Source organism: Vulcanisaeta distributa DSM 14429 (genome assembly GCF_000148385.1).
Taxonomy (GTDB): domain Archaea; phylum Thermoproteota; class Thermoprotei; order Thermoproteales; family Thermocladiaceae; genus Vulcanisaeta; species Vulcanisaeta distributa.
Genome location: NC_014537.1, coordinates 379597 through 403762, shown reverse-complemented (window position 1 = coordinate 403762; position 24166 = coordinate 379597). Strand labels below are relative to the sequence as shown.

General features: G+C 47.3%; 22 protein-coding genes. 13 read left to right on the top strand and 9 right to left on the bottom strand.

The genetic code is table 11. The annotated features are described in order from the left end of the window. Window position 1: 1 nt before the first annotated feature. Together VDIS_RS02020 and VDIS_RS02015 are read right to left on the bottom strand one after the other, a co-directional pair. A complete protein-coding gene (locus tag VDIS_RS02020) occupies window positions 2-1420 on the bottom strand; it encodes a B12-binding domain-containing radical SAM protein (protein ID WP_013335539.1) in 1419 nt (472 codons plus the stop codon). A 4-nt stretch (window positions 1421-1424) separates the two neighbouring features. Then, window positions 1425-2936 carry a radical SAM/SPASM domain-containing protein gene (locus tag VDIS_RS02015; RefSeq protein WP_013335538.1) on the bottom strand — a complete coding sequence of 504 codons (1512 nt, stop codon included), beginning with the start codon at window positions 2934-2936 and terminating at the stop codon, window positions 1425-1427. 233 nt (window positions 2937-3169) lie between these two features. Here VDIS_RS02015 and VDIS_RS02010 point away from each other — a divergent pair, with 233 nt between their 5' ends. The 4 genes from VDIS_RS02010 to VDIS_RS01995 all read left to right on the top strand — a co-directional run bounded on the left by VDIS_RS02010 (window position 3170) and on the right by VDIS_RS01995 (window position 6692). Beyond that, on the top strand, window positions 3170-4447 hold the full coding sequence (locus VDIS_RS02010) for an FAD-dependent oxidoreductase (RefSeq protein WP_013335537.1): 1278 nt from the start codon (window positions 3170-3172) through the stop codon (window positions 4445-4447). After that, the gene (locus tag VDIS_RS02005) at window positions 4444-4737 is read left to right on the top strand and encodes a ferredoxin family protein (protein ID WP_013335536.1); all 294 of its coding nucleotides are present in this window, start codon (window positions 4444-4446) and stop codon (window positions 4735-4737) included. The genes VDIS_RS02010 and VDIS_RS02005 overlap by 4 nt, the downstream gene beginning before the upstream one ends. A 78-nt stretch (window positions 4738-4815) precedes the next feature. Then, window positions 4816-5637 carry an electron transfer flavoprotein subunit beta/FixA family protein gene (locus tag VDIS_RS02000; protein WP_013335535.1) on the top strand — a complete coding sequence of 274 codons (822 nt, stop codon included), beginning with the start codon at window positions 4816-4818 and terminating at the stop codon, window positions 5635-5637. After that, window positions 5634-6692 carry an electron transfer flavoprotein subunit alpha/FixB family protein gene (locus VDIS_RS01995; RefSeq protein ID WP_013335534.1) on the top strand — a complete coding sequence of 353 codons (1059 nt, stop codon included), beginning with the start codon at window positions 5634-5636 and terminating at the stop codon, window positions 6690-6692. The genes VDIS_RS02000 and VDIS_RS01995 overlap by 4 nt, the downstream gene beginning before the upstream one ends. Window positions 6693-6743: 51 nt before the next feature. Here the strand turns inward: VDIS_RS01995 and VDIS_RS01990 are convergent, their stop codons facing one another. Beyond that, window positions 6744-8072, bottom strand: a complete 1329-nt coding sequence (locus VDIS_RS01990) for an MFS transporter (RefSeq protein ID WP_013335533.1) — start codon at window positions 8070-8072, stop codon at window positions 6744-6746. Between the two features lie 67 nt (window positions 8073-8139). Further along, window positions 8140-9384, bottom strand: a complete 1245-nt coding sequence (gene coaBC / locus VDIS_RS01985) for a bifunctional phosphopantothenoylcysteine decarboxylase/phosphopantothenate--cysteine ligase CoaBC (protein ID WP_013335532.1) — start codon at window positions 9382-9384, stop codon at window positions 8140-8142. A 303-nt stretch (window positions 9385-9687) separates the two neighbouring features. Here coaBC and VDIS_RS01980 point away from each other — a divergent pair, with 303 nt between their 5' ends. The 3 genes from VDIS_RS01980 to VDIS_RS01970 all read left to right on the top strand — a co-directional run bounded on the left by VDIS_RS01980 (window position 9688) and on the right by VDIS_RS01970 (window position 11843). After that, window positions 9688-10026 (top strand): AbrB/MazE/SpoVT family DNA-binding domain-containing protein, encoded by a 339-nt coding sequence (locus VDIS_RS01980; protein ID WP_013335531.1) that lies wholly within the window; start codon window positions 9688-9690, stop codon window positions 10024-10026. Between the two features lie 226 nt (window positions 10027-10252). Next, complete coding sequence (locus tag VDIS_RS01975) at window positions 10253-10711, top strand: hypothetical protein (RefSeq protein WP_013335530.1); 459 nt, start codon at window positions 10253-10255, stop codon at window positions 10709-10711. Window positions 10712-10751: 40 nt separating this feature from the next. Further along, window positions 10752-11843 carry an AAA family ATPase gene (locus VDIS_RS01970; RefSeq protein ID WP_013335529.1) on the top strand — a complete coding sequence of 364 codons (1092 nt, stop codon included), beginning with the start codon at window positions 10752-10754 and terminating at the stop codon, window positions 11841-11843. A gap of 33 nt (window positions 11844-11876) precedes the next feature. On the opposite strand, the gene VDIS_RS01965 is transcribed toward VDIS_RS01970, so the two are convergent. Continuing rightward, window positions 11877-13121: an ABC transporter permease gene (locus tag VDIS_RS01965; RefSeq protein WP_013335528.1), complete on the bottom strand. Its 1245-nt coding sequence runs from the start codon at window positions 13119-13121 to the stop codon at window positions 11877-11879. Next, window positions 13118-14749, bottom strand: coding sequence for a COG1361 S-layer family protein (locus VDIS_RS01960; protein ID WP_013335527.1), 1632 nt, complete (start codon window positions 14747-14749; stop codon window positions 13118-13120). The genes VDIS_RS01965 and VDIS_RS01960 overlap by 4 nt, the downstream gene beginning before the upstream one ends. Before the next feature lie 124 nt (window positions 14750-14873). On the opposite strand from VDIS_RS01960, the gene VDIS_RS01955 reads away from it, so the two are divergent. The 3 genes from VDIS_RS01955 to VDIS_RS01945 all read left to right on the top strand — a co-directional run bounded on the left by VDIS_RS01955 (window position 14874) and on the right by VDIS_RS01945 (window position 17658). Next, window positions 14874-15596, top strand: coding sequence for an ABC transporter ATP-binding protein (locus VDIS_RS01955; RefSeq protein ID WP_013335526.1), 723 nt, complete (start codon window positions 14874-14876; stop codon window positions 15594-15596). Between the two features lie 43 nt (window positions 15597-15639). Next, on the top strand, window positions 15640-16227 hold the full coding sequence (locus VDIS_RS01950; RefSeq protein ID WP_013335525.1) for a hypothetical protein: 588 nt from the start codon (window positions 15640-15642) through the stop codon (window positions 16225-16227). A 459-nt stretch (window positions 16228-16686) separates the two neighbouring features. Then, window positions 16687-17658, top strand: coding sequence for a DUF8196 domain-containing protein (locus VDIS_RS01945; RefSeq protein ID WP_013335524.1), 972 nt, complete (start codon window positions 16687-16689; stop codon window positions 17656-17658). Window positions 17659-17663: 5 nt separating this feature from the next. On the opposite strand, the gene VDIS_RS01940 is transcribed toward VDIS_RS01945, so the two are convergent. The 3 genes from VDIS_RS01940 to VDIS_RS01930 form a co-directional block, all read right to left on the bottom strand. Then, window positions 17664-18281 carry a thymidylate kinase gene (locus tag VDIS_RS01940; RefSeq protein WP_013335523.1) on the bottom strand — a complete coding sequence of 206 codons (618 nt, stop codon included), beginning with the start codon at window positions 18279-18281 and terminating at the stop codon, window positions 17664-17666. Window positions 18282-18650: 369 nt separating this feature from the next. After that, window positions 18651-18941: a transcriptional regulator gene (locus tag VDIS_RS01935; protein WP_013335522.1), complete on the bottom strand. Its 291-nt coding sequence runs from the start codon at window positions 18939-18941 to the stop codon at window positions 18651-18653. Window positions 18942-19137: 196 nt separating this feature from the next. Next, entirely contained in the window at window positions 19138-20040 is a 903-nt protein-coding gene (locus VDIS_RS01930; RefSeq protein WP_013335521.1) for a PD-(D/E)XK nuclease family protein, read from the bottom strand. Between the two features lie 166 nt (window positions 20041-20206). Here VDIS_RS01930 and thiM point away from each other — a divergent pair, with 166 nt between their 5' ends. From thiM to VDIS_RS01915, 3 genes are all read left to right on the top strand, one after another. Further along, window positions 20207-20995 (top strand): hydroxyethylthiazole kinase, encoded by a 789-nt coding sequence (gene thiM, locus VDIS_RS01925; RefSeq protein ID WP_013335520.1) that lies wholly within the window; start codon window positions 20207-20209, stop codon window positions 20993-20995. Between the two features lie 53 nt (window positions 20996-21048). Beyond that, on the top strand, window positions 21049-22050 hold the full coding sequence (locus VDIS_RS01920) for an acryloyl-coenzyme A reductase (protein WP_013335519.1): 1002 nt from the start codon (window positions 21049-21051) through the stop codon (window positions 22048-22050). Between the two features lie 136 nt (window positions 22051-22186). Continuing rightward, window positions 22187-24118: a 2-oxoacid:ferredoxin oxidoreductase subunit alpha gene (locus tag VDIS_RS01915; RefSeq protein WP_013335518.1), complete on the top strand. Its 1932-nt coding sequence runs from the start codon at window positions 22187-22189 to the stop codon at window positions 24116-24118. Window positions 24119-24166 lie beyond the last annotated feature (48 nt).

Genomic DNA, 24166 nt, shown 5'->3' with positions numbered 1-24166 from the left:
CTCACTCACCACGCCTAAGCAGTTTCTCCGTGAACCAGGGAACTAGGGAGTTCCTTATCGCGGATATTATTGTACCTAACCTACCATGTATTAACTCATGGATTAGGAAGCCAAGCCTACTGTAGTACTTCACGTAAGCCCACTGAAGCATTTTCTGAGCCTGCTCCTTGGTGAATTTGTAACCCCTCATGACGGCCTTAAGCGTCGTCCAATGCTCCCAATTCCAATCCTCAATGAGGTTCTCACTGAGCGCCTGGTAGTAAAGTGGTGTGCCTGGGTATGGCGTGGCAACGGTGAATTGGGCGTATGTCGGGTTTAGCTTCATTGCGAACTTTACGGTGTTCTTCATGTCGTCTATCGACTCCCATGGGAAGCCTATCACGAAGGAGCCCACGTGGTCTATCTTAATCTCCTTAGCCCACTGAAATACCCTAACGGCTTGCTCAAGGGTTATCCTCTTACCGATCCTGTTAATTGTGTCCTGACTCCCCGACTCAACGCCGAAGTACAGCGCAGTGCACCCATGCTTCTTCAGCGCAATCATCATCTCTCTATCTATTGTGTCAACCCTGGAACCACAGGAGAAGCTTATGTCGAGCTTCCTCTCCTCAAGCTCCCTGAGAAATTCATACACGAACCTCTTACCGAGTGTAAACTCATCATCGGTGAATACGATTATGTTTGTCTTATACGTATTCACGGTATCCTCAATCTCATCAGCCACGGCCTTGGCCGACCTATACCTAATTATCCTGCCCCAGAAGTATGACGTGGAACAGAAGGAGCAGCCGTATGGGCACCCCCTACTTGCCATAACATGGACTATTCTAATCGGTTTGCCAAACAGTGTGTACTTATCCATGGGCAATAAATGGCGGGCTGGCGGTGGTAACTCATCCAGGTTCTTGATTGGCGGCCTATCGGGAGTCTTAATCACTTGATCACCATCCTTAAACACTAAGCCCCTTATCGACTTTAGGTGAGCTGGGTCCATCCCATACTTCTCCATCGTATTTATGAGCTCAAGCGTCGTGTATTCACCCTCACCCCTAACAACAACGTCAACGTTATTGCTCAATGCTTCCTCATACATGAACGTTACATGTGGACCACCCATTATTACAGGCAGGTCCTTATCATACTCCTTAATCGCCTTAGCCGTTTCATAGGCTTTATAGACTGTTGGCGTTATTGCAGTTATGCCAACAACGTCTGGTTGCCAGGACTTAACCTCGCCCATGAATGTCCTTAGGTCAATGCCCTCGGTCGGTGAATCAATTATCCTAACCTTATGGCCAGCCCTCTCGAGCACTGCCGCGATCCAGGCAAGGCCAAGTGGCGGTGCTTTCAGACCAAGCACTTTATACAGTTCTAACTTATCAATACCCGGCGGGACGGCAAGTAGGACTCTCATGTTCATCACCTTACTTGAAGACTAACGGTGATACCTTCACCTTAATCCTCAGTATATCCTCCTGCAACTTCCTCCACTCGGCCGAGTTGTATATGCAGCCTGGGTCTGGGGCGAGTACGTCACCGAAGTAGTTATATGCCCTGGCCCTACAACCACCGCAAATTAACTTATATGGGCACCTACCACAGAATCCCTCAAGCCTATCCCTATCCCTGAAGTTCTCCATGAATGGATCCATCCAAATATCCCAGAAGGACTTAGTCCTTAGATTGCCCACTGGGTATGGTAGGAAGACGCAGGGCGTTACCGTGCCCTCGGGCTCGATGGCTGCGTAAACACGGCCAGCTCCACAGCCACCAATGAACTCGGTTAACTCCTTAGTTATGGGGTCGTTGGCGACTACGAAGTGTGTTGGTGAGACGTCCTCACCATTGCTTAATTGATTAACTACCCTGCCGTATTGAGGAGCCGTGCTTATTATCTCCATCTTCCTCCTCCTCATCTCCTTATAAATATGCCTAAGGAACTCCTCCCTCTCCTCAGGTGATAAATCAATCTCCAGGTTCTCGCGGCCCCTGCCAACCGGTATGAAATTGAAGAATACGACCCTCTTAACGCCAATCTCCTGGGCCAGGTCAAGTATCTTATCAACCTCATGAATGTTGTACTTAGTGACGGTAAACGCCAACGCCGCACTAAAGCCAAGCCTAACAGCATTCCTAAGCCCCTGCACCGCCTTAGCCCAAGCACCTGGCACACCCCTGAACTTATCATGAACATTGGGGTCAGCAGCGTCAATGCTTATCTCCACATACCTAAGCCCAAGCTTCTTAGCCCTCTCGGCAAACTCAATGTTCGCAAATGTGGTTCCATTAGTGGCGATGGCCGAGTAAAAGCCCCTCCTATTTATCTCAGCAAGTACTGGCCAGAAGTCCCTATGAACCGTTGGCTCACCACCGGATAATGCGATAGCCGGTACTCCAGCCTCATCAAGCTCCTTAACGACCCTGAGCTTCTCCTCAAGCGCCAACTCATTGGGTAACGGCCTACCGGCGTTTTGGTAACAATGCATGCACTTCAGGTTGCAGGCGTTTGTGAAGTTCCACACTATGAAGAATGGGGCTGGGAGCTTCTGCGGCGTTGTAACACCGAACAGTGCTATGCCCCTCAGCGTCGTGACTATACCCCTCCTAATCGCTGGATCACTGAGCAACTGCTTAATGGGTTCCTCATCCGCGTGGAGCCAGGCCGTTGCCAATTTCATACCCATCTCAAAGAATGGAGCCACAAAGTGGGTCACAGTTGGGCATTGGGATTCACCCACGTACTTTGCCAACACCCACTCCATTAATGGCTTCCTCTCACCATTAAATTCAACCTCCTTAGTCAATACCCTAAGTGCCCATCTAACAACGCCCCTATTCAATAACCTGATCGCCGCTATTAACGCACCAGCACCACTTCCTGAATCCTCCACCTTCCTCTCAACTAATTTATCAATGTGATCGCCCAATGATGACATATTAGTAATATCTATTTAGATATCAAGTTAAGCCTACTTATCCGAAAAGCAACGTGAAATTTCTATGTGGCTTATCGAAAAAGCAGACTCTGTTTAATACTATCAGCCAGGATAGAGTCATGTCACTCATCCATTGGGTTCGCCCTCATCACCAACCAAAAGAGAATTCAACTAAATTAATTAAATCTATTTAGTGTTAATACTTAATAAGGTGTATGTCTAATCCCTGACCCGTGGGGACAAAGTTCGATGTGATAGTGGTTGGTGCGGGGCCGGCGGGGCTCACGGCTGCCCAGCAATTAGCCAGTAAGGGGTTTAAGGTGCTGGTAATTGAGAGGGGTAAGAAGCCGGGCAGTAAGAATGTCTTTGGCGGTAGGATTTACGCCCACGTCCTCGACAGGCTATACCCTGAGTACGTCAAGGAGGCACCCGTGGAGCGTTGGGTTAGGAGGGAGAGGATAACGATGATGACTGAGGACTCCTGGACAACCGTGGACTTCGAAACAACGAAGGTTGAACACAAATCATTCACGGCCTATTTAACGAACTTCGTCGAGTGGCTTGATAAGAAGGCGGAGTCAGCAGGCGCCGTCGTTGTTTCTGAGGTACCCGTTGACTCATTAATCATTAGGGATGGTAAGGTGGTTGGCGTTAGGGCTGGTAATGATGAGGTCTACGGTGACGTGACGATAATCGCCGAGGGGATAAACAGGCTGGTCCTCGAGAGGAGTGGCCTAGCGCCTAAGTTGAGCCCTGAGATAGTGGCCCTTGGTGTTAAGGAGGTCATTAAGTTGAGTAGGGAGGAGATTAATGAGAGGTTTAACCTTGATGAGGATGAGGGATTAGCGTGGGTGCTTGCTGGATTCCCAACGCATTACCTGCCGGGCGGCGCCTTCATATACACTAATAAGGAGGCCATAACCCTGGGGATAGTCATATACCTAAGTTATGGCTACCAACTGGATGTGCCAGTCCACGACCTAATCGAGGAGTTCAGGCTACACCCAATGGTCAAGAGATTGATTAAGGGAGGGCAACTCCTCGAGTACTCAGCCCACCTAACGCCCGTGGCCGGCATAAATGCTGCGCCACCTAAATTATACGGTAATGGCTACCTAGTCACCGGCGATGCTGCAGGCTTCCTGCTTCACCTAGGCGTGATAATTAGGGGTGTGGACTTCGCCATGGAGAGTGGTAGGTTGGCTGCCGAGGCTGTTACTAAGGCTCATGAATTGGGCAAATACGATGATGAGGCGCTATCAGTTTACGGAAAACTGCTTGAGGAGTCCTTCGTACTTAGGGAGCTCAAGACCTTTAGGAATGCACACAAGGTTTTAATAGAGCCGAGGCTGTATAGTAATTACGTGAGAATGATAAACAATCTATTGAGGAGGTACTTCGAGGTTGATGGAACACCGAGAAAGCTGGGCTCAACACTACTTGAGAGTAAGGGCAATTTAACACTAATTGATTTGGCGAGGGATGCCATTAGGCTGGTGATGAACCTATGAGTCTCGACAGGAAGATACCAATTGAGGAGAGATTGAATAGTAATGCCTGGGACGTTGACCAAAGACCCCACATTAGGATTATAGACCCTGACCAATGCAGGAAGTGCGATAAGAAGCCCTGCCTATACCTATGCCCAGCCAGGTGCTACACACCAGGCCCGGACGGCACGGTATTGTTCTCACACGAGGGCTGCCTTGAGTGCGGCACATGCCGCGTAGTCTGTCCAGAGAACAACATTGAGTGGAATTATCCCAAGAGTGGCTTTGGCGTTCAGTACAGGTTTGGCTAGGTTAACGTGCAGACTATATAATGCTATATATGTCAAAGTTCAGAAATACATATTAAGTCAAATGTCTGCTCTTTACTGATGGGTGGATTAACGATAATAGTCCCTGTGAAGGCAGCGGTACCTAATGTAACGGCAGTTAGGCTAGACCCCGTGACCCATAACCTCGTGCGTGAGGGAGTACCACTGATGCTTAATCCATACGATAGGAACGCCCTCGAATTCGCCCTAAGGCTTAAGGATAAGTATGGCGGTAAAGTAATAACATTATCAATGGCACCACCGAGTGGCAAGGACTTCCTAGAATCAACAATAGGCATGGGGGCTGACGAGGCATACCTAATCACGGACAGGGCATTCGCGGGTGCTGATACATTGGCTACCTCATACACAGTGGCAAGGAGCATACAGAAACTATTCCCTAACTTCGACCTTATAGTCTTTGGTGAGGAGACCACGGACTCAACAACAGCCCACATGCCCGCCCAGGTGGCCTCCTGGCTCAACCTGCCATATGTTTATTACGCAGTTGACGCTGAGGTTAAGCTTGAGGATAGGCTTATCGTGGTAACCAGGTACCTTGAGGATGAGGGTGTCTACGAGGCCTACGAGTACAAGATGCCAATAATAATCAGTGTTTATAAGAATAGTAATCCGCCAAGGGACATAAGTCTCGCTAGGAAGGTTGAGGCCAAACTGAATGGCTTAGTGAAGATCGTCGATAACAACGCGCTGAAGCTGGAGAGGGAGTGTATCGGCCTTAGGGGTTCACCAACGATAGTTGCGAAGATCGAGGATGCCAAGCCCATAGAGAGGAAGAAGCAGGTATTCAAGGGTGATCCAAGGGAGGCAGCCAAGTGGTTACTTGATAACCTAATTAAGGAGGGGGTGATCAAGCCATGAGTGCGGCACAGGCTCAGCAGAAGATCTGTAGTGAGTGGAATCCAGTGAATAAGAATGAGTATAGGGGTATTTGGGTGTATGTCGAGTATGTAAATGGCGTAATTAAGGATGGAAGTCTGCAACTTATTGGTAAGGCTAGGGAGTTGGCTGGTAAGATTAGCACTGATGTGACAGCCGTGGTGCTTGGTTATAATCTTGGCGACGCTGTTAAGGAGCCTATTTACTATGGTGCGGATAAGGTGATTTATGTTGACCACCCAGCCCTGGCTAAGTACGTACCGCACATATACGCCAACGTCATTGTTCAACTAGCCAATAAGTATAAGCCCGAGATAATACTATTCGCAGCGACTAAGAGAGGCAGGGAACTGGCACCATATGTTGCCAACTCATTGAGGACTGGAATCACGGCTGACTGCACGGAACTAGACGTGGACCCAAAAACGAGGGACTTAGACCAGGTGAGACCGACATACGGCGGTAACATACTCGCACACATAAGGACTCCAACTAGGAGACCGCAACTAGCCAGTGTTAGGCCTAACGTATTCCCAACACCACCTAGGGATACGAGTAGGAAGGGTGAGATTATAGAGGAGACCATTAACTCAATACCTAGCATTAATGGGCAGGGACTGATTGAGGTTAAGTCTGTGGTTAAGGGTGAGGAATTACCGCCGGTTGAGAAGGCAGACATCGTAGTTGTGGCTGGGCGTGGCGTGGGTAGTGCAGACGGTGTTAAGTTACTCACGGAACTCGCTAAGCTGCTTGGCGGTACAATTGGCGGCACTAAGAAGGTTGTGGATGCTGGCTGGTTGGCTGCTGATAGGCAGGTTGGGCAGACGGGTAAGACCATAAGGCCAACCCTATACATAGGCGTTGGCGTTAGTGGTGCCATTCAGCATGTATTCGGCATGAAGGAGTCTAAGATAATCGTGGCGATAAACAGCGATCCAAATGCACCGATATTCCAGTACGCGGATTATGGAATAGTTGGTGATTATAGAGATGTTGTTAAGGAATTGATAGAGCTGTTAAAGAATTATAAGAAATAGAAGTAACATAATAGCATTTGTTTTTATTTTTAATATTATTACGTTATAAGTTCATTCGAGTTGCTTTCTAACGGTCTCGGGACCTATTGATGCGCCTATTATTGTCATTGCCGCACCAATCATTACGACGATCGACGGCGCCAGTGCAGCCGCGGTTATCGGGTTCATACCACCCTTTAGGCTAGTGTATAGTAGTAATGCGAAGGTCGGTGCAAGTGAACCAATGGCTGCATTTAGGTTCCAGCCAAAGCCAATCCCGCTCCACCTGACCTCTGTTGGGAATATTTCGGAGAAGTAAGCAGTCTGCACTGTGGCGCTTAAGGTGAATATGAAGTACATGAGGGCCAGTGATAAGGCCATTATTGGTATTGAGAGGGTTGTTAGGGCTAGGTAAAGTGGGTATATTGTGATTAGGAGTATTGCTGTCGGTATTATAAGCATCCTCCTCCTACCAAATAGGTCAGTTAAGTAACCACCAAATGTATTGCCTATTATACCACCAATACTACCAAGCATGAGCGGTAGGTATGTTAACTTAATGAAAGCCCTCTGAAGCTCCGGCATGTAACTTGATAGTAACTTAGTGAATGTTGTTACGAAGCCGTAACCCGCATAGAATACGAAGGTTAAGCCGAGGTTAATTAATATGACTAGGATTAGGCTGAACCAATACCTCCTAATGGCTGTGGCCAACGGAATCTTAACAATCCTACCCTCCTCCCTCTTCCTCTCCCAAAGTATTGACTCTGGGGCCGCGAACCTTATGATTAAGCCGATGATAACAACAACGGCGCCACTTAGGAACAATATCCTCCAACCAACTACGCCTATTGGGTAATAGGCACTAACAAGTAGTAATAGGCCCGTTGCAAGTAGGGAGGCGACTGACATGCTTGAATTAAGCACGCCATTAACCAAGCCGCGCCATTTTGGTGAAGCAAATTCCAAGGCCCACACAACACCACCGCCAGCCTCACCGCCATAACCAAACCCCTGGACAAACCTGAATATGGTGAGTAGGGTTGGTGCCCAAATCCCTATTTGTGAGTACGTTGGCAGTAATGCAATGACTACCGTCGCCGCGGCCATTGTAATGGCATCGCCAAGCAGGGCATTTCTCCTACCATACTTATCCCCTATGTGGCCGAAGAATATTGCGCCAAGGGGCCTGGCGAAGTAACCAACGGCGAAGACAAGCAATGTGTATATGAGTGCTGCCAATGGGTTTGATTTTGGGAAGAATAACTCGCTTATGTATGGTATCAATGAGAAGTAGATTAGGAAGTCGTAATACTCAAGAGCCCACGCTAAGAAGGTCGATATTGATGCGAGCATTAAGCCCCTCCTTCTAACATGCTCAGGAACAGTTGGCCCACTCATAGCGTATTACCGGGTTAAAGGCATATTTAAAGTGTTACCTAGTAATATATATGGCTATTTAACAATGCTAATTTTTGACACGTGACCTGCTCATGGATAGGTACAGACCTAGCACCTCCCTTGCCAATTCACGCTTGTGAAGTGGACCTATTCTCCTTATGACCCCATTCTTGCTTAAAACGAGAACCTCATCCTTCTCAGTACCAAAACCCTTGCCTTCACCAACCAGGTGAGCCAGTGCCAGGTCCCAATCACCCTCACTCGCCCTCTTTAATGTCCTAGCAATTAATTCCTCCTCAGTGATCCCAACCTCGGCCTTGTAGGCTATTAAGAATGTGCCTGGTGAGTACCTTTTCAGGTCCCTAGCAATCTTAGGCGCCTGGATCAGCTCAATAACCACCTTATCCAAGTCACTGCTTAGTTTGCCACTCACCTTATCCTTAACGTAGAAGTCAAGCGGTGCTGCCGTGAGTATGGCCAGGTCGTAATGACGCTTACTAACTAGCTTTATGGCAGTATCGTACATCTCAAGGACACTCTTAACCCTATAAACCTCAGCACCAGGTGGATCACTAATACTCACTGGGCCTTCAATCAACGTCACCCTGGCGCCCCTGGCCATGGCCTCCCTGGCGAAGTAATAACCAGTTAGGCCGCTACTTGGTGTTGTTATGTATTTAGTGGCATCGATATACTCGTGCGTTGGGCCTGAGGTGATAAGTACGGATAGGCCATTCATATCCCTTGGCGATAATAGGTCGATTACTGAATCAACGACCTCCTGATTAGTAGCTAACTTTGCCTTACCCTCCTCAATAATGGGCTCCACGAAATGAACCCCCAGGTTGCGTAATTTCTCAATGTTGGACCTAATGATTGGGTTTCTCCACATTGATTCGTTCATTGCAGGTACAAGTAGTAATGGTACTCCTGAGCCGAGGGCTGTCATTGCACATAAAGTCACTGAGGTATCGCCAATGCCATTAGCGATCTTACTAATCGTATTTGCCGTGGCCGGTGCAATAACTACGGCATTGGCCGTCGTACAGATATTCACATGCTCGGCATAACCACTTAACTCCACATAAACGGGATTCCCCGTAGCCCACTCCATGACCCTTGGACCAAGTAATCTGCTCGCCTCCTTACTCATGAACGTGACCACATCAGCCCCATGCCTAATCAATTCCCTGGCAATGTCCGGTACCCTATAAATTGAGATACCACCCGTTAGGGCGAGTACAACCCTCTTGCCACGTAGTAAATTACTCCTTGAGCCTTTGATTAACTCAATGTCCTCCCTAAAGGACACAATTACTGGGAAGCTGCAAATTATTAAGTTATTTCAGACCATGCGATTCCAATCACTACTCATGACCCAACCGCCTCATCACCAATGACTTAATTAGTGAAACCGATTTTTAAGTCTATGGTATATAGTATGAGCAGAAAAGGGGTATGCTTTTGATGCCTAGTCTTTTGATTTAATTTCAATTACTAATTAAGTTTCAATCACGAAACACAGGATAACTAGGCGCTCCGCGGAGTTTCACGTTAGTTTCACAATTCAGTTCCACAAAAGCCTTTAAAAGATCATTGGGGCACGGTAAGGTTAATGACGTTCACAGAGGAGATTAAGGTTGGTAGGAAGGGTTTACCAGTGAATGAATTGCCATATACAATAAAGGTGTACATAAATAATCAAGTATTGGTGCCGGCAAATCTCGTCAGGTCATTGGGGCTTGATAAGGTTAAGTATGTGAGCGTGATCATGGAGTACAATGGATATAAAATAGAGGTCGATAACGTTAAGCTTCTCAGGACTAGGCATACGGCCAGTAGGCAGTTCACGATACCCAAGGAAATCAGGGAGAAGTACGGGATTAGGCCATTTGATAATGTAACAATACACATGATAATACCAAGGCAGGCACCACCGCCATTAAAGAACTAAATTAAATCAGATTCACATTCACAATATTAAAAATAAGCAACGTCTTAAATTAATGTTTATTCTAATCATTACCTTATAATGAGGTATTTCCATGCTTTGGGCAGGAAGAGTCGCCGTGATTATAGAACTGCGGCGACTCTCCAGGCCCAAATTATGGCTTTTCTTATTTATTGCTACCGTATGGGGAAGTAATGCTTAATTACTTTGGTTTTAGACATATAATATCATGAGGAGGGGTTTGTTAATAACTGGTGCGGTTTTGATCGTGATTGCCGTTTTGGTATTTGCCATTGGCGTATATATGGTTCTTACTCAGGCGAAGATCACGGTCACAACGGCAACTTTACCCCCTGGTGGGAACATTACACTAGGTACTGCAAATCCGGATAGGATATTAACGGTGAGTTACATGGACTCCATTAATAAGCCCCTAGAGATTTACGTTACAGCCCCTGGGCAATGGAGTCAAAAATATGTTAATGGTTATTACGTTGTTGCCTATGCCGTATTATCCGGTAAGGGTAACCTATATTTGATAAATAATTATTCAATACCCGTAACTGTTACGTACTACATTATTAGCGGGCTAAGAACTGGTGGTGCATTCGAACTCATGGGCATAGTAATTGGTATTATAGGCGTGATATTGGCTATACTTGGTGCTGTGCTGAGGCCGAGGAGGTAGTTGGGTTAATAAGCTTACCTATAGGGTAAGTAACTGGTGTATGCTATTTGATCTTGAGCCTAAGAGTAGGAGGGAGGATCTTTACGACTTTGAGGCTGAGTTGAGGAATTTGATTAACGGCATTATTAATGATAGGATAATCGTCGTTAGGGGTTTAAGGAGGACTGGTAAGACCTCGTTAATGAGGGTTGCACTTAATGAGATTGGTTACCCATACATTTACCTGGACGTGAGGTTCACGGGCAGGCCTAGGCAGGCAGACCTCATTGAATTAATTAGGCATGGGCTTGAGGATTTCCTTGCCAGGAATAAGCCAATAATCGATAGGGTTAGGGATGCTCTATCCAGGATTAGGTGGGTTAGGATTGGGGCATCACCAATACATGTGGAAATTAAACTGGGTGAATTCCGTAGGCTAAGCATTGGCGAGTTACTCAATGCCATTAATGACCTTGGCACGGAGTTGGGCAATCCCGTAATCATCGCGATTGACGAGGCCCAGGAACTAAGTAGGGTGACTTGGATAGACTTCAATGCATTGCTTGCGTATTCCTACGATAACCTGAAATACGTAAAATTCCTCATATCCGGTTCTGAGGTTGGTGTGCTGGATAGGTTCCTACGCGTTAATGACCCAGAGGCTCCATTATTCGGTAGGTACATACACTTCGCGAGCACCAGGAGACTTAGTCCTGATGAGTCCCTGGATTTCCTGAGGAGGGGCTTTGAGCAGTATGGGGTTCAGGTTAGTGATGAGTTGTTGATGCGTATTGTGAATGAGCTCGATGGCGTGATTGGTTGGTTAACATACATTGGTCACAAATACGTGGTTGAGGGTAGGCAATCACTTGATGAGGTCCTTGAATCCGCAATGGCCTTGGCGCTCAATGAACTTAGGAACTTCCTAACCAATAGGAGCCCCAGGTATAGGGCATTGCTTAGGGAGTTGTTCGTTAGAAGAAGTTGGAGGGAGCTCAAGGCGGCACTCGAGACTGCGGAGGGTAGGCCGATAAATGATAAATCGCTGTACGTGCTTCTCAGGGAGTTGATTGACCACGGAATTGTGGAGAAGGTTGATGAGGATTACGTGATTGCGGACCCAATACTCAGAAGGGCCGTACTCAAGTTATAATGCATTAACTTTGAGGCTATTGCCGCCATTGTCTCATTCATAGCGCAGGGTCTGGGCTGGTGGTATTCTCATGGCCCTTAATGCCGGTACCAATGCGGCTATCACGTTTATAACGATGGGTAGTATGAATATTGCGGCGAAGTCAAGAGGCGTTAGGGCTATGGGTAGCATTATTGATGGCGACGCGGCGGCTGCCGCAGCACCCCTAGCAACCCTGCCAGGTCCTCCAAAGGCTGGTCCCATGAACGATGATGGACTTGGGAAGACACTGACTATGGCCATGAGTAGTGCCGTGCCGATCACGGAGCCGATTACGGCTATTATCGCAGCCTCAATAATTAGGAGTAGTGGTATTGACCTTCCGCTGAAGCCCACGGCCCTCATTATCCCGAACTCCCTCGTCCTCTGGATCACATTGAGCATCATTGTGTCGAACATCCAAATGCCAATTATTACGAAGCTTATCCCGGCTATGAAGGCTAAGAAGAGCTCGAGTACCGTGAAGAATTGGTTAATGCTTGATAGTAGTGTTGATAGGTTTAATACCTGATCCATTGGGAACATCGCCTTTAGCTCATCCGTGACGTAGTTAATGTTGTTTGGTGAATCCACGTAAACTATTATCCCATCAACCGTGCCCGACGGGTCAAATTGCGAGAGGAATGTGTTCTCATCAATAAATATTGCATTGTTTGGGTTTAAGCCAATGACGCCAATACCGCTTTGCTGCATTATGGCCCCTACCGTGTAGGTTATCTCGGAACCACCTGGCGTTGTTATAACCATCACCTGCCCAGGGTATGCAATTTGCTGACCAGTGCTTGTGAAGGCAATATTATAACCAACCAACGCAAGTCCTGGCGAAAGTACCGGGGCGCCGGCCAGTATGGCATTGCTAAGTGAGGTTACTCCGTAGAGCTGCATTATCTCCTGCTCCGTGGCCCCTATTATCGTGGCCGTGACCTCATGCCCATTAATATTCACCCTGGCCACCGTGGAGAGTATGGGTATGGCGTTGGTCACGTGCGGTATGTTCATGACCTCATAGACGTCAGTAAGCGTCAACTGTGAGTTCTGCCCTGGGAATAGGAACACTGTGTTCGTCCCGAAGACCCTCTCGAAGAAGCTTGTGGTCAACACCTTATAGCCCTGCCCCATGCCTATGGCTAGTCCAAGGGCCACTATGGCTATTATTATCCCGACAATGGCGCCTATAGTCCTACCCCTACGCTCCCACGCTGCACTCCACGCCAGTTTAAAGTAGTCGCTAACCCTCATGTGGAACCACCATGCCTCCTACGCAGAAGCAGAACCACGGTGATTATTATGGCCACGGCAACCACAGCCAACGCAATTATTACGTAGGTGAAGTAGTTAGTCCTGTGGAACCTATAGTAATTGATGACTGTGCCCTGCTGACCCACCTGGGAGGATGACTGTATAAACAATGTTGCGTTCCTAACCACGGTTATCGGCACCGTGTAATACTGCACGTGCTGTTGACCGAATTGGTCCGTGTACTGTATTTGGAAGGTTATGGTGGTGTTCATCACCCTAGTAACGCTGAAGCTGAAGGCCACGGCACTCAACTGCTGGGAGTTTAGTGTGCCCATGTACGTGCTTGATTGACTAATAATCTTAATGCCAGGGCCTGGTATTGCGGTTATGTTTAGGTTGTAGGCCGGCACTGGACCGGTGTTAACGAAGTTCAGCGACACGGAGCCCGTCTCGCCGATTGTTAATGGCGTTGGGGCCACTTGGTAACCGGTTACTAGTATTGATGGTTGGTTAAGCACGGAGAGGGTCATGGCGCCCTGAATACTACCTGGGTATCCACCGGCGTATTGGTATGTCAGTGAGTATGTTATTGATGCTGAGGATGAGGTTATTGGTACGGCGACAGGTACATAGACGTAATCCGTTGAACCAGGCGGTATCTCGGCAATATCATAGGCCGTACTACCCGCTAGGCTTAGTCCCTGGGTTGACGCTATGACTAGGGTCACGTTGTAGATGGTCACGGGGTTCACGTTCCTAATACCAATGACCAACCTACCAGAGCCGATGCTTAGCGAGGAATTCACTGGGTAAACAATGACCTGGCTTGAGGATACTGTGGTGACGCCCATGCTTATTGAAATACTCCCACTGACCACATTACCGTTTTGATCAAGTCCTGAGTAACCTATTGTCATTGTTACGGGGCCACTGCCCGTCGGTAATACATACAGTGTCGTGGTGTAGTTGCTCCCTGGATTTAACGTACCAATTATCAACGTGTTTGAGCCTGCGGCTAATGTGGCGCCCTCAATCCCCACGTTAGCCTGTAAGTCATAGATGGGCCCACTACCATTATTACTAATCACGAGCTCCACGGGATTAACAAGATTACTAACTAGGTACTGGGTCTTGGTGTATGCCGTGATTATCGGCGAGCCATAAACGACCAGTGGGAAATTTATGTTCATTGAGCCTGAGCCCGCCACCTGTATATATGTGGTCACCTGAGCCCTTGGTGATGTCTCGTACTCGGCACCCCAGCTTATGGTTAGCGTGGATTGGCAGTTAATGGGTAATGTTGAGTTTATTAGGTAAGTTACTGTGACCTCCTGACCAGGGTTTAACCAGCCAATGAATACCGGGTTTTGTGAAACCACAGCGCCGCTGCAGGGTGTTAGGGAGAACTCAGTGTTGTATAGGTAATAACCGCCTGTGTATATTAGGGTTATTGATACCTTAGAGATCCCCGTAATTGTTGGTGATGGTGTTGATGATATGCTGACTATCGAGAAGGGTGGTGCCGTGTTTGAGTACTGCTGCGCCTGTGCCAAGGGTATTAAAGCCAGCAGGGCCAGTACAGCCATGGTTATTACAAGTATATGCCTATTAGTTATCATTTTCGACATCGGGTCTTGAGACCGCGAGTACCCTTATAAACCATACTCTCTTTACAAAGGTATTATTACTATGATGTTCAATATATGAATGCTTGGTGAGTATGTATTTTAAAGAGGTGCCGTAGTAACCCGTGTGTCGTTCATTGAGGCTAGGGACGTGTGGAAGTACTACGGTGATTACCCAGCACTCCGTGGTGTGAACCTGGAGATTAATGAGGGTGAGTTTAGATGTATAGTTGGGCCTAGTGGTAGTGGTAAGACGACCCTACTCAGCCTAATAGGTGGTTTAGACAGGGTTAGTAGGGGTTACCTTAGGGTTGGGCCTTACGAATTGCATAGGCTTGGTAATGCGGAGCTTGATAGGTATAGGAATGAGTTCGTGGGCTTCGTATTCCAACTATACTACTTAATACCTAGGATGACCGTGCTCGAGAACGTCGAGTTACCGTTAATAGCCAGGGGCGTGGATCCAAGCCAAAGGAGGAGACTAGCCCTTGAGGCCCTTGAGATGGTTGGTCTTAGGGATAAGGCCAGGAGGAGGCCTAATGAGCTTAGTGGCGGTGAGCAGCAGAGGGTGGCCATTGCCAGGGCGATAGTGGCCAGGCCAAGGCTCCTACTGGCTGATGAACCCACTGGCAACCTTGATAGTAAGACCGCGGCCATAATCATGGAAATATTCAGGAAATTGAATAGGGAGCTCGGCATGACCATAGTCATGGTAACACACAACCTCGAGTTAATAGGTAACTGCCACAAGGTCTCTAGGATAAGCGACGGCGTAATAACGAGGACCTACGAAGTCCCACAGGTACGTGAGAGCCTTGAGCAATTAATTAGGGAGTTAACTGCCATATAGGCTGGAAGTAATGCATTAATAATTGATTATAAGTACGTTGTTAATGAATATTAAGTCCTTGTTGAGGATTACGGGGATTGTCGGTTTCATCATAGCGGTCATAGCCACCTACCTATATGTAACCTACATACTCATACCAGCAATAACGCCAATATTCATTCATCAAATCGAGGCGCAATTAAGCAGTGAGGGGGTGACTATAAGCCAGGGTGATATATCGGGCTTTATTTCGTTTATAAAAGCCATAATGCCAATAACGACTCTGGTGGGCTTGGTTATTGGTTGGTTGATAGAGGCTGCGGTACTCATGGCGCTGCTAAGGGCCTTCAGGATAAACGCGGGCTTCATGGATACCTGGCTACTTAGTGGGAATTACTTCTACGTGAGTGTGGTCCAGACGGCAATAACAGCGACAACACCACTCCTTGAATACTCAATTAATGCAGTGGCGACGCACCACAGCATTTTAAGCGAACCAATGGTACTGACGGTTAGCCTGGCCTTTGTAGTGGTGGGTTCATTACTCCTAGCCTACATATTCGCCAGGGTTTACGGAACGGGCATTACCAAGGCATTAATACCAACATTAATAGCCCTAGTGATATTCTGGGCAATATCAACAGTAATATGAACAAACAATCAGACACTCGCTTCATCATCACTTCAAGTTACTTAATTTTCTCCAATGTCTTCCTATCCATATTCACATTGACGACCAGGACCCCCTCCTATTCTCATGTTAAATGCCATCTACATGAGTCTCGATGATCGAAGCGTTAAATGGCCTTCATAGCATTAATTAAGAAAGAGCACCTAACTTGGTGTCCTAAAGTGAGTTACGTATACTCTTACTCATCACGTAAGCTCCTTACATTTTATGTATCGCAATCCCCAGGCCCTTGTGCACTCTTTAATCGTGATCTTAATCGATTCATGGAACCTAATGATTAGTGGAATTTAATGAGGTAGTACAGCATCATGCCGCTAATCATTAATTAATAACCTAGATTCGATCGCATGGATGGATATTCTCATTAAGAGGTGCTGTCTTTGCGGTAAGTTTATATTTGATTTGCAATAATAATTCAATGTGAGTATTAAGGATGAGTTTTTGCGTTTGTTGAGGGAGGATGAGGTTTTTAGGTTGGCGGTAATAGGGTTCTTGGGTATTTCTGATGTTCAGTCTTCGCTTAGGCAGTTGGTGAGTGTTGTTAGTGATTTAACGAGGACTGTTCAGAGGCTTGTTGAGGGTCAGGAGAGGCTTTGGGAGGAGAATAATAAGTTGTGGCAGGAGGTTAGGAGGCTTGCAGAGGGCCAGGAGGCCCTTAGGACCGACGTAAGTAAACTCTGGGAGGAAAACAACAAGATTTGGCAGGAGATCAAGGCGCTCCGCGAGAATCAAGAGAAGCTTTGGGAGAACCAAAACAAACTATGGCAGGAAGTCAAGGCACTCAGGGAGGGTTATGAGGCATTGAGGGTAGACGTCAATAAGCTATGGGAGGAGAATAGGAGGATTAATGAGAATATCGAGAGGATTTGGCAGGAAATCAGAGCCCTACACGAAGGCCAGGAGAGGCTATGGCAGGAGAACAATAGGATATGGCAGGAGATAAGGAGAATAAACGAAAACATAGAAAAACTATGGCAGGAGAATAATAAGATTTGGAGGGAGTTGAGGGGTATTAGGAGGACTTTGGAGCATGTGACTTTGTCGATTGAGGAGGAGGCCAATGAGGTGGTTCAGTACTTCCTTAGGCAGAGAGGTGTCGTGGTGGAGACCAGGCCTACGCATTTGAATGCTAGGTTTGAGTTTGATGTTTATGGTACCGATGGGCGGTTGACGATAGTCGGCGAGGCTAAGACGAGGGCTAGCCCCAACACTGTTAGGAGGGTTGCTGAGAAGATTGATGAGGCCATCAGGGCAATGCCAGACAAATTCCCCGGCAGGGTAATTAAGGTCATTTACTGCCTAAGGGCAATGCCGGGGGCAGTCGAGGAGGCCAATAGGCTTGGTATTTGGTTCCTTGAGTCTGGTAGGGAGAGGAATTCACCGGGTATTTGATGATTTTACATGCCTAATTCGCTTATTAACTTAATTAGAGACTGAATGGGAGTATCACTGCTTGTATCCACACTGATTAGGTTAAGCGACTTAGCCAATGCATTATATATTACCCACTGCCTCGGTAATGTCCTAGCAGTCGGTTCACGGCCTTTACGCCTGATTAGGGTCTTGAGGTCGGCGATTATAAACACATTTCTGCAATGCTTAAGCGCCAACGCCAGTGTCGCCCTTCCCCACAGCGTCTTGAGGAAGCCTGGCTCGGTGGTTACGCAGACCCAAACCAGGAAGTCCAGGAGCCCCCTCTCGCCAATCACAGTCTCGTAAATGCTGGGCATTATGAACCTGAAGAACCAATTGGGTAGTACTGATATGAATTCCAGGAACCACCAAAGGGGCCTCAGGTTTTTCGGTATTGAAATTCCGTAATAAGGATTATCAACTCCCCTCATGCTTGGGAATAATGCCAAAAACCTAGCCAGCAGTGACGCAGCCATGTGTGAGCCCCTGACCCAGGAAATCCTAACGTAATCACCCCTCGCCAGGTATTGGGCGAGCAACCTGGCCAGCGTGCTCTTACCGGACCCATCGGGTCCGAATAGGCATATCCTATCATGGACCATTACCGGCACCTATGGGCACGTACTTAATGCTTTCATGGTAACCAACCCCGTAGCATGCTCAGTATTAACCATCGTTACCACACCATTAATTGGTGTTGCTCGTCCCTCAATTCCAGCTCTTAAAACAGACCTCATGGTGGCTTTATAATGCAGAGCCCGGCTTCCTGAAAAACCTTACTTTCAAACGCCTTAACTGATTGGTGTCGAGATACCTCACCGCTTAATGCCTTGATTAATACACCCGTGCTATTACTGCCAATTTCACAGGGAGGAACAATTCCTGGCTAGTCCATAGGAATGCATTGTGGATTATTGATGGAGTTCTACCGGGTTGTTACTGCTTTTAAATCGGTTCTTGGCTTGCATGGACTACTGCTGTTGCTGGGCCTTTTGTTGTTCCTGCTTTGTCTCCTCCTCAAGTTTCTTAAGCTCAGCCTCAATCTCCTTCTCAATCTCCTCAATAGGCTTTGGTGGTGGTGTTGTGGCTAATGCGTAGCCTACCCAGGCGAGTATTCCAAAGACCACTATTATTATTAGTGTATCCGTTATTTGAAGAACCAATGTTGTGTATGGTGTGAAGAAGGTCAGGTATATGTAGGCGAGTATAATCACTACTGATATCACAAGCAACCCAATGCCAATCGCCTTATCCCTATTCATTAAATTCCACATGAAAAGGCAATTAATAAGCATTACTTCTTCAACCCATCGAAACTTTTAACATAACAGAGGTAAGTGCCGAAGGCAAATAAATAACTGTATCATATATCAATAAACTCATTGATCACTCTCCAATAACTCATCATAGGCACTTAGCGATTAAGTGATATGCGGTCATAATTATTAATGGGTGTTCTCACGTAACGTTAGTATAAACCTCAATACCCAACTCCCTGGCGAGCTCCATGGCTTTATCATCAACGTATGGCGAGATCATCACAAGCCTAGGCTTAACACCATTAACCCTCTCATAAAGCCTTCCAACCCTCCAGAACTCCGCAACATCGCCCCTGGAAATGCTCGACTTAACCTCAACAAGCACGTGCACATTATCCCTAATCACCAGATCCACATCAACAATCGCAGGATGCCCATAAACCTCACCATTGGTATCATTATACGTCCACTTCTCAACCTTGGCAGTACCAAGTATCCTCTCAATAACACCCTTCATACCCTCCCTAAACGCCTCCTCAGAAATAACACCCCACCTGGCACCCAACGCGTCTAACCTCCTGTTAATGGCTGCCATGGACTTATTAAAGTCCTCCCTCAAATTCCTCAATTCAGTCTCAATAACCTCAAACCTCTTATACGCCTCCTCCCACCTCCTATTATTCTCTTCCCATCTTCTCTCATTCTCCTGCCACCTCCTCTCCTGCTCCTCCCTGAGTGCCTTGACTTCCTGCCATAGTTTGTTTTGGTTCTCCCAAAGCTTCTCTTGATTCTCGCGGAGCGCCTTGATCTCCTGCCAAATCTTGTTGTTTTCCTCCCAGAGTTTACTTACGTCGGTCCTAAGGGCCTCCTGGCCCTCTGCAAGCCTCCTAACCTCCTGCCACAACTTATTATTCTCCTCCCAAAGCCTCTCCTGACCCTCAACAAGCCTCTGAACAGTCCTCGTTAAATCACTAACAACACTCACCAACTGCCTAAGCGAAGACTGAACATCAGAAATACCCAAGAACCCTATTACCGCCAACCTAAAAACCTCATCCTCCCTCAACAAACGCAAAAACTCATCCTTAAGGTTTCTACTCATCCCTTATAGTGTTTCACTAATGAATTAATAAACCTTAATGACATTACACGCAATAAGTATATAATAAGAATTAACGTGTATTGCAGGGAGCCTTCATGAAGCATTTTTCTTAATTAATGAATAACATTATTAATACTTATTAATTATTGCGTTATTGAGTCAATCAATGATCAATTATTGGGATGATTTGCAGGCCATTAGGAGGAAGAGACCCCTAGTTCACCATCTAATGAACTACGTGGTTATGAATGATGCCGCAAACGTAACCCTTGCCGTTGGTGCATCGCCAATAATGGCCCATGCCAGGGAGGAGGTTGAGGAGTTGGCGGCTAAGGCTGATGTTTTGTATATAAACATTGGTACGCTCGATGATAGGTGGGTTGAGTCCTTCATACTGGCTGGTAAGGCTGCAAGTAGGAATAACGTGCCTGTGCTCCTAGACCCAGTTGGCGCTGGCGCTACTAGGTTTAGGACCGAGACCGTGCTTAGGATACTCGATGAGGTTGAGGTCGGCGTGCTTAAGGGGAATGGCGGTGAGATGATGGCTCTGGCGGGCGTTGCCGGTATGATTAAGGGCGTGGACTCACTGGGCGAGGCCAGTCCCGAGATTGCTGAGAGGTTGGCTAGGGAGTATGGCGTTACGGCCGTGATTACGGGGCCGAGGGATTACGTATCTGACGGTAAGAGGGTCGCAATAGTCAGTAACGGAACACCAATGCTACAGTACATAACGGGTAGTGGCTGCATGGTTGGCTCCGTGATCGCGAGCTTCATGGCGGTGAATAGGGACTTCCTAATTGCCTCCGTGGAGGGCTTGGTCACGTTCGAGATAGCCGCTGAGAAGGCCGAGAGGAAATCCTCAGGACCTGCATCATTAAAGGTGAATCTAATTGATGAATTATACAATATGAAACCCAGTGATTATGAAATGGCCAGGGTAGAGCTTAGGGGATGAGTAGTTGGTTTTTCAGGGAATTCCTTAAAATGCAGTAATCCCACTATCAATTAATGAGGGCAGTTGTTGTTTATGAGAGGGGTAAGTACGAGGTGCGTGATGTACCAATGCCAAGACTTAATGATGGTGATGTCCTGATAAAGATAAGTTACGCGGCACTGTGCTACCGCGACCTACTTCAATTGGCTGGCTATTACCCACGCATGAAGTACCCCGTCATCTTGGGTCATGAGGCTGTCGGCGTTGTGGTAGAATCAAAGGACCCCAGGTTCAAGCCAGGTGATAGGGTTGTACCACTACTCCACGAGCCCGATGGAACCTGTGAATTCTGCATGCGCGGTCTTGACTCATACTGCATCAATGCGCTTAGTTATGGTGAGAATGTTAACGGATTCTTTGCAGAGTATGCCAGGGTATCAGGTAATGCACTGGTTAAGGTGCCCAATGGAGTTCCTGACGAGCTAGCTGCATTCACACCCTGCGTCATAGCCATGGTTTATAAGGGTCTCAAAAGGGCAGGGTTGACGTATGGGGAGACCGTGGTTGTGACCGGGGCAAGTGGCGGTGTTGGTATTCACGCGGTTCAATTAGCCAAGGCCCTGGGCGCCAGGGTAATAGCCGTCACGAGATCCCCAGATAAGGCCAGGTTCATTAGGCAGTTTGCGGATGATGTTGTTACCGAGCAGAGGTTTAGTAAGGTTGTTAAGGATTTAACGAACGGCCTTGGCGCGGACATGGTAATTGAGGCTGTGGGTACGCCGACGATTGAGGAATCATTAAGGAGCCTACGCTCTGGAGGTCGTGTAATAATTATTGGTAATGTGAACCCTGACGAGACATACCAATTAAGGCTTGGCTATCTGATTATGAAGGACGTAGTGATGATTGGTAATGTTAGGTCGAATAGGTCTGACGTAGCTGAAACCCTCAAAATACTGAGTAAGGGTTTGGTTAAGCCTGTGATAGCTGCTACTTACCCATTAGAGAGGTTCGGTGATGCGTTGGAATTTATGAGAAATAATTCCAGGATTGGGAAGATACTTATTAAACCTTAATTCATCAATACTCATTAATTCATTTGAATAATGTAGCATTTCATTGAATTAACTACGTGGATTTAGGTTTACAGGATCAATACATATTCTACAATGGGAGAAGGCTTAATAAATAGGTCTCAGAGGGCTTAGTGTAATGCCTACGGACATAATGTGGGTTATTGGTGGACCACAGGGTGGCGGTATCGACACAGGCGCTAACGTCTTCATGAGGGCTATGGCCAGGGCTGGTTATTACGTAATTGGTGATAGGGAGTACTTCTCAAACATTAAGGGTAGGCATAGCTACTTCATGGTTAGGGTCAGCGACGAGCCCAGGGGAGGCCTACTAAGCTCCATAGACATGCTAGTGGCCCTTGATGCAGAGTCAGTGTTTACGCACTTCCAGGATGTTAAGCGTGGTGGTTACGTGATAGTAGACACCTCCACATTCAACACGAGGCTCGACCAACTGCAGTACATGGAGGATGAGTTGAAGGATAGGTTAAGGGAATTCTTCAGTAAGGCTGGGATTGAACCCACGGTTAAGGGAGTCATTGATTACCTAAGGGGTAATGGCGTCAATGTACTAACCATACATTACGCGGACCTACTCCAGGATGTTAAGAAGAGACTTCACGACATCGATCTGCCATCATTAATTGGCAGATACTCAAACGTAGTAATGACCGCGTACTCAACCGCAATAATGGGTCTGCCCATTGATTATGTGTTCAAGGGCCTTGAGGATGTATTCACGGGTAGGAGGGGTAAGCTTCTCGAGTATAATAAGGCCATTGTGGAGGTGGTTTATGACTACGCAAAGCCGATTAAGACGGGTATATCACTACCGCCAATAAAGAGGGATGTTAAGGCAATAATCGTTAATGGAAATGAGGCAGTGGCAATAGGCAAGATACTCGGCGGTCTCAGATTCCAGACCTACTACCCAATAACGCCTGCGGCTGATGAATCATTTTTCATAGAGGCCCACAACATTGTTAGCCTTGACCCAGTCACTGAGGAGGCCAAGGCCCTTGAGAGGGCCGGCATTGTGGTTGTTCAGACCGAGGATGAGATATCGGCCATAAACATGGCGATAGGCGCCGGGATAGCAGGTGCCAGGGCTGCCACGGCTACGTCAGGACCTGGATTAAGCCTGATGGTTGAGGGCACGGGCTTCGCGGGGATGAACGAGGTGCCCGTCGTGATAACGCACTACCAGAGGGCTGGACCAAGCACTGGAATGGCGACGAGGAATAGCCAGTCGGACCTTAGGTTCGTAATGCACATGGGCCACGGCGAATTCCCGAGGATTGTAATTTCATCCGGAGACCATAGGGAGGCGATTGAGGATGCGTTCAAAGCCCTTAACTGGGCCGAGAGGTATCAAATGCCTGTTATTCACTTAGTTGATAAGACCCTCGCCAATTCATACTCAACGGTCATCTGGGACATTGACAAGAGGACCCTCAAGATTGATAGGGGCTTAATCGTGACTAAGGATGAGAATGACTATAGGAGGTTCAGGATTACGAAGGACGGAGTATCGCCAAGGTCAATACCTGGGTTAGGACCAATATTCTGGTTAACCGGTGATGAGCATGATGAGTTTGGTCACATAACGGAGGACCCAGTCACTAGGACGGAGATGTATGAGAAGAGGATGGGTAAGCTCGAGCTTGCGGACAGGGAGATACCAATCACGGACAAGGTTAGGCTCTACGGACCAGAGAGCGCAGACATAACCCTAGTCGGCTGGGGATCAACAAAGGGTGTCCTGCTAGATGTAATGAATATGTTAAGCAGGGAGGGTTACAGAGTTAACTTCCTACAGCTTAAGATGTTCATACCATTCCCAAGCGAGTTCGTGAGGAATGTGCTGAGTAAGGGCCAGTTAATAATTGATGTTGAGTCAAACTATGAAGCTCAGGCCGCCGGTGTCATTAGGGAGAAGACGGGCATAGAGATTAAGCACAGGGTTGTTAAAGTCACGGGGAGGCCGATATTCGTTGACGAGGTTTACGACGCAGTCAAGAAGATACTGAAGGATAAGGATGAGAAGATAATACTGATGAAGGGGCCCTAATCACCTCAAACTCAAGTCGTAAATCACGTAAAACCTCAGTTTCTAAAA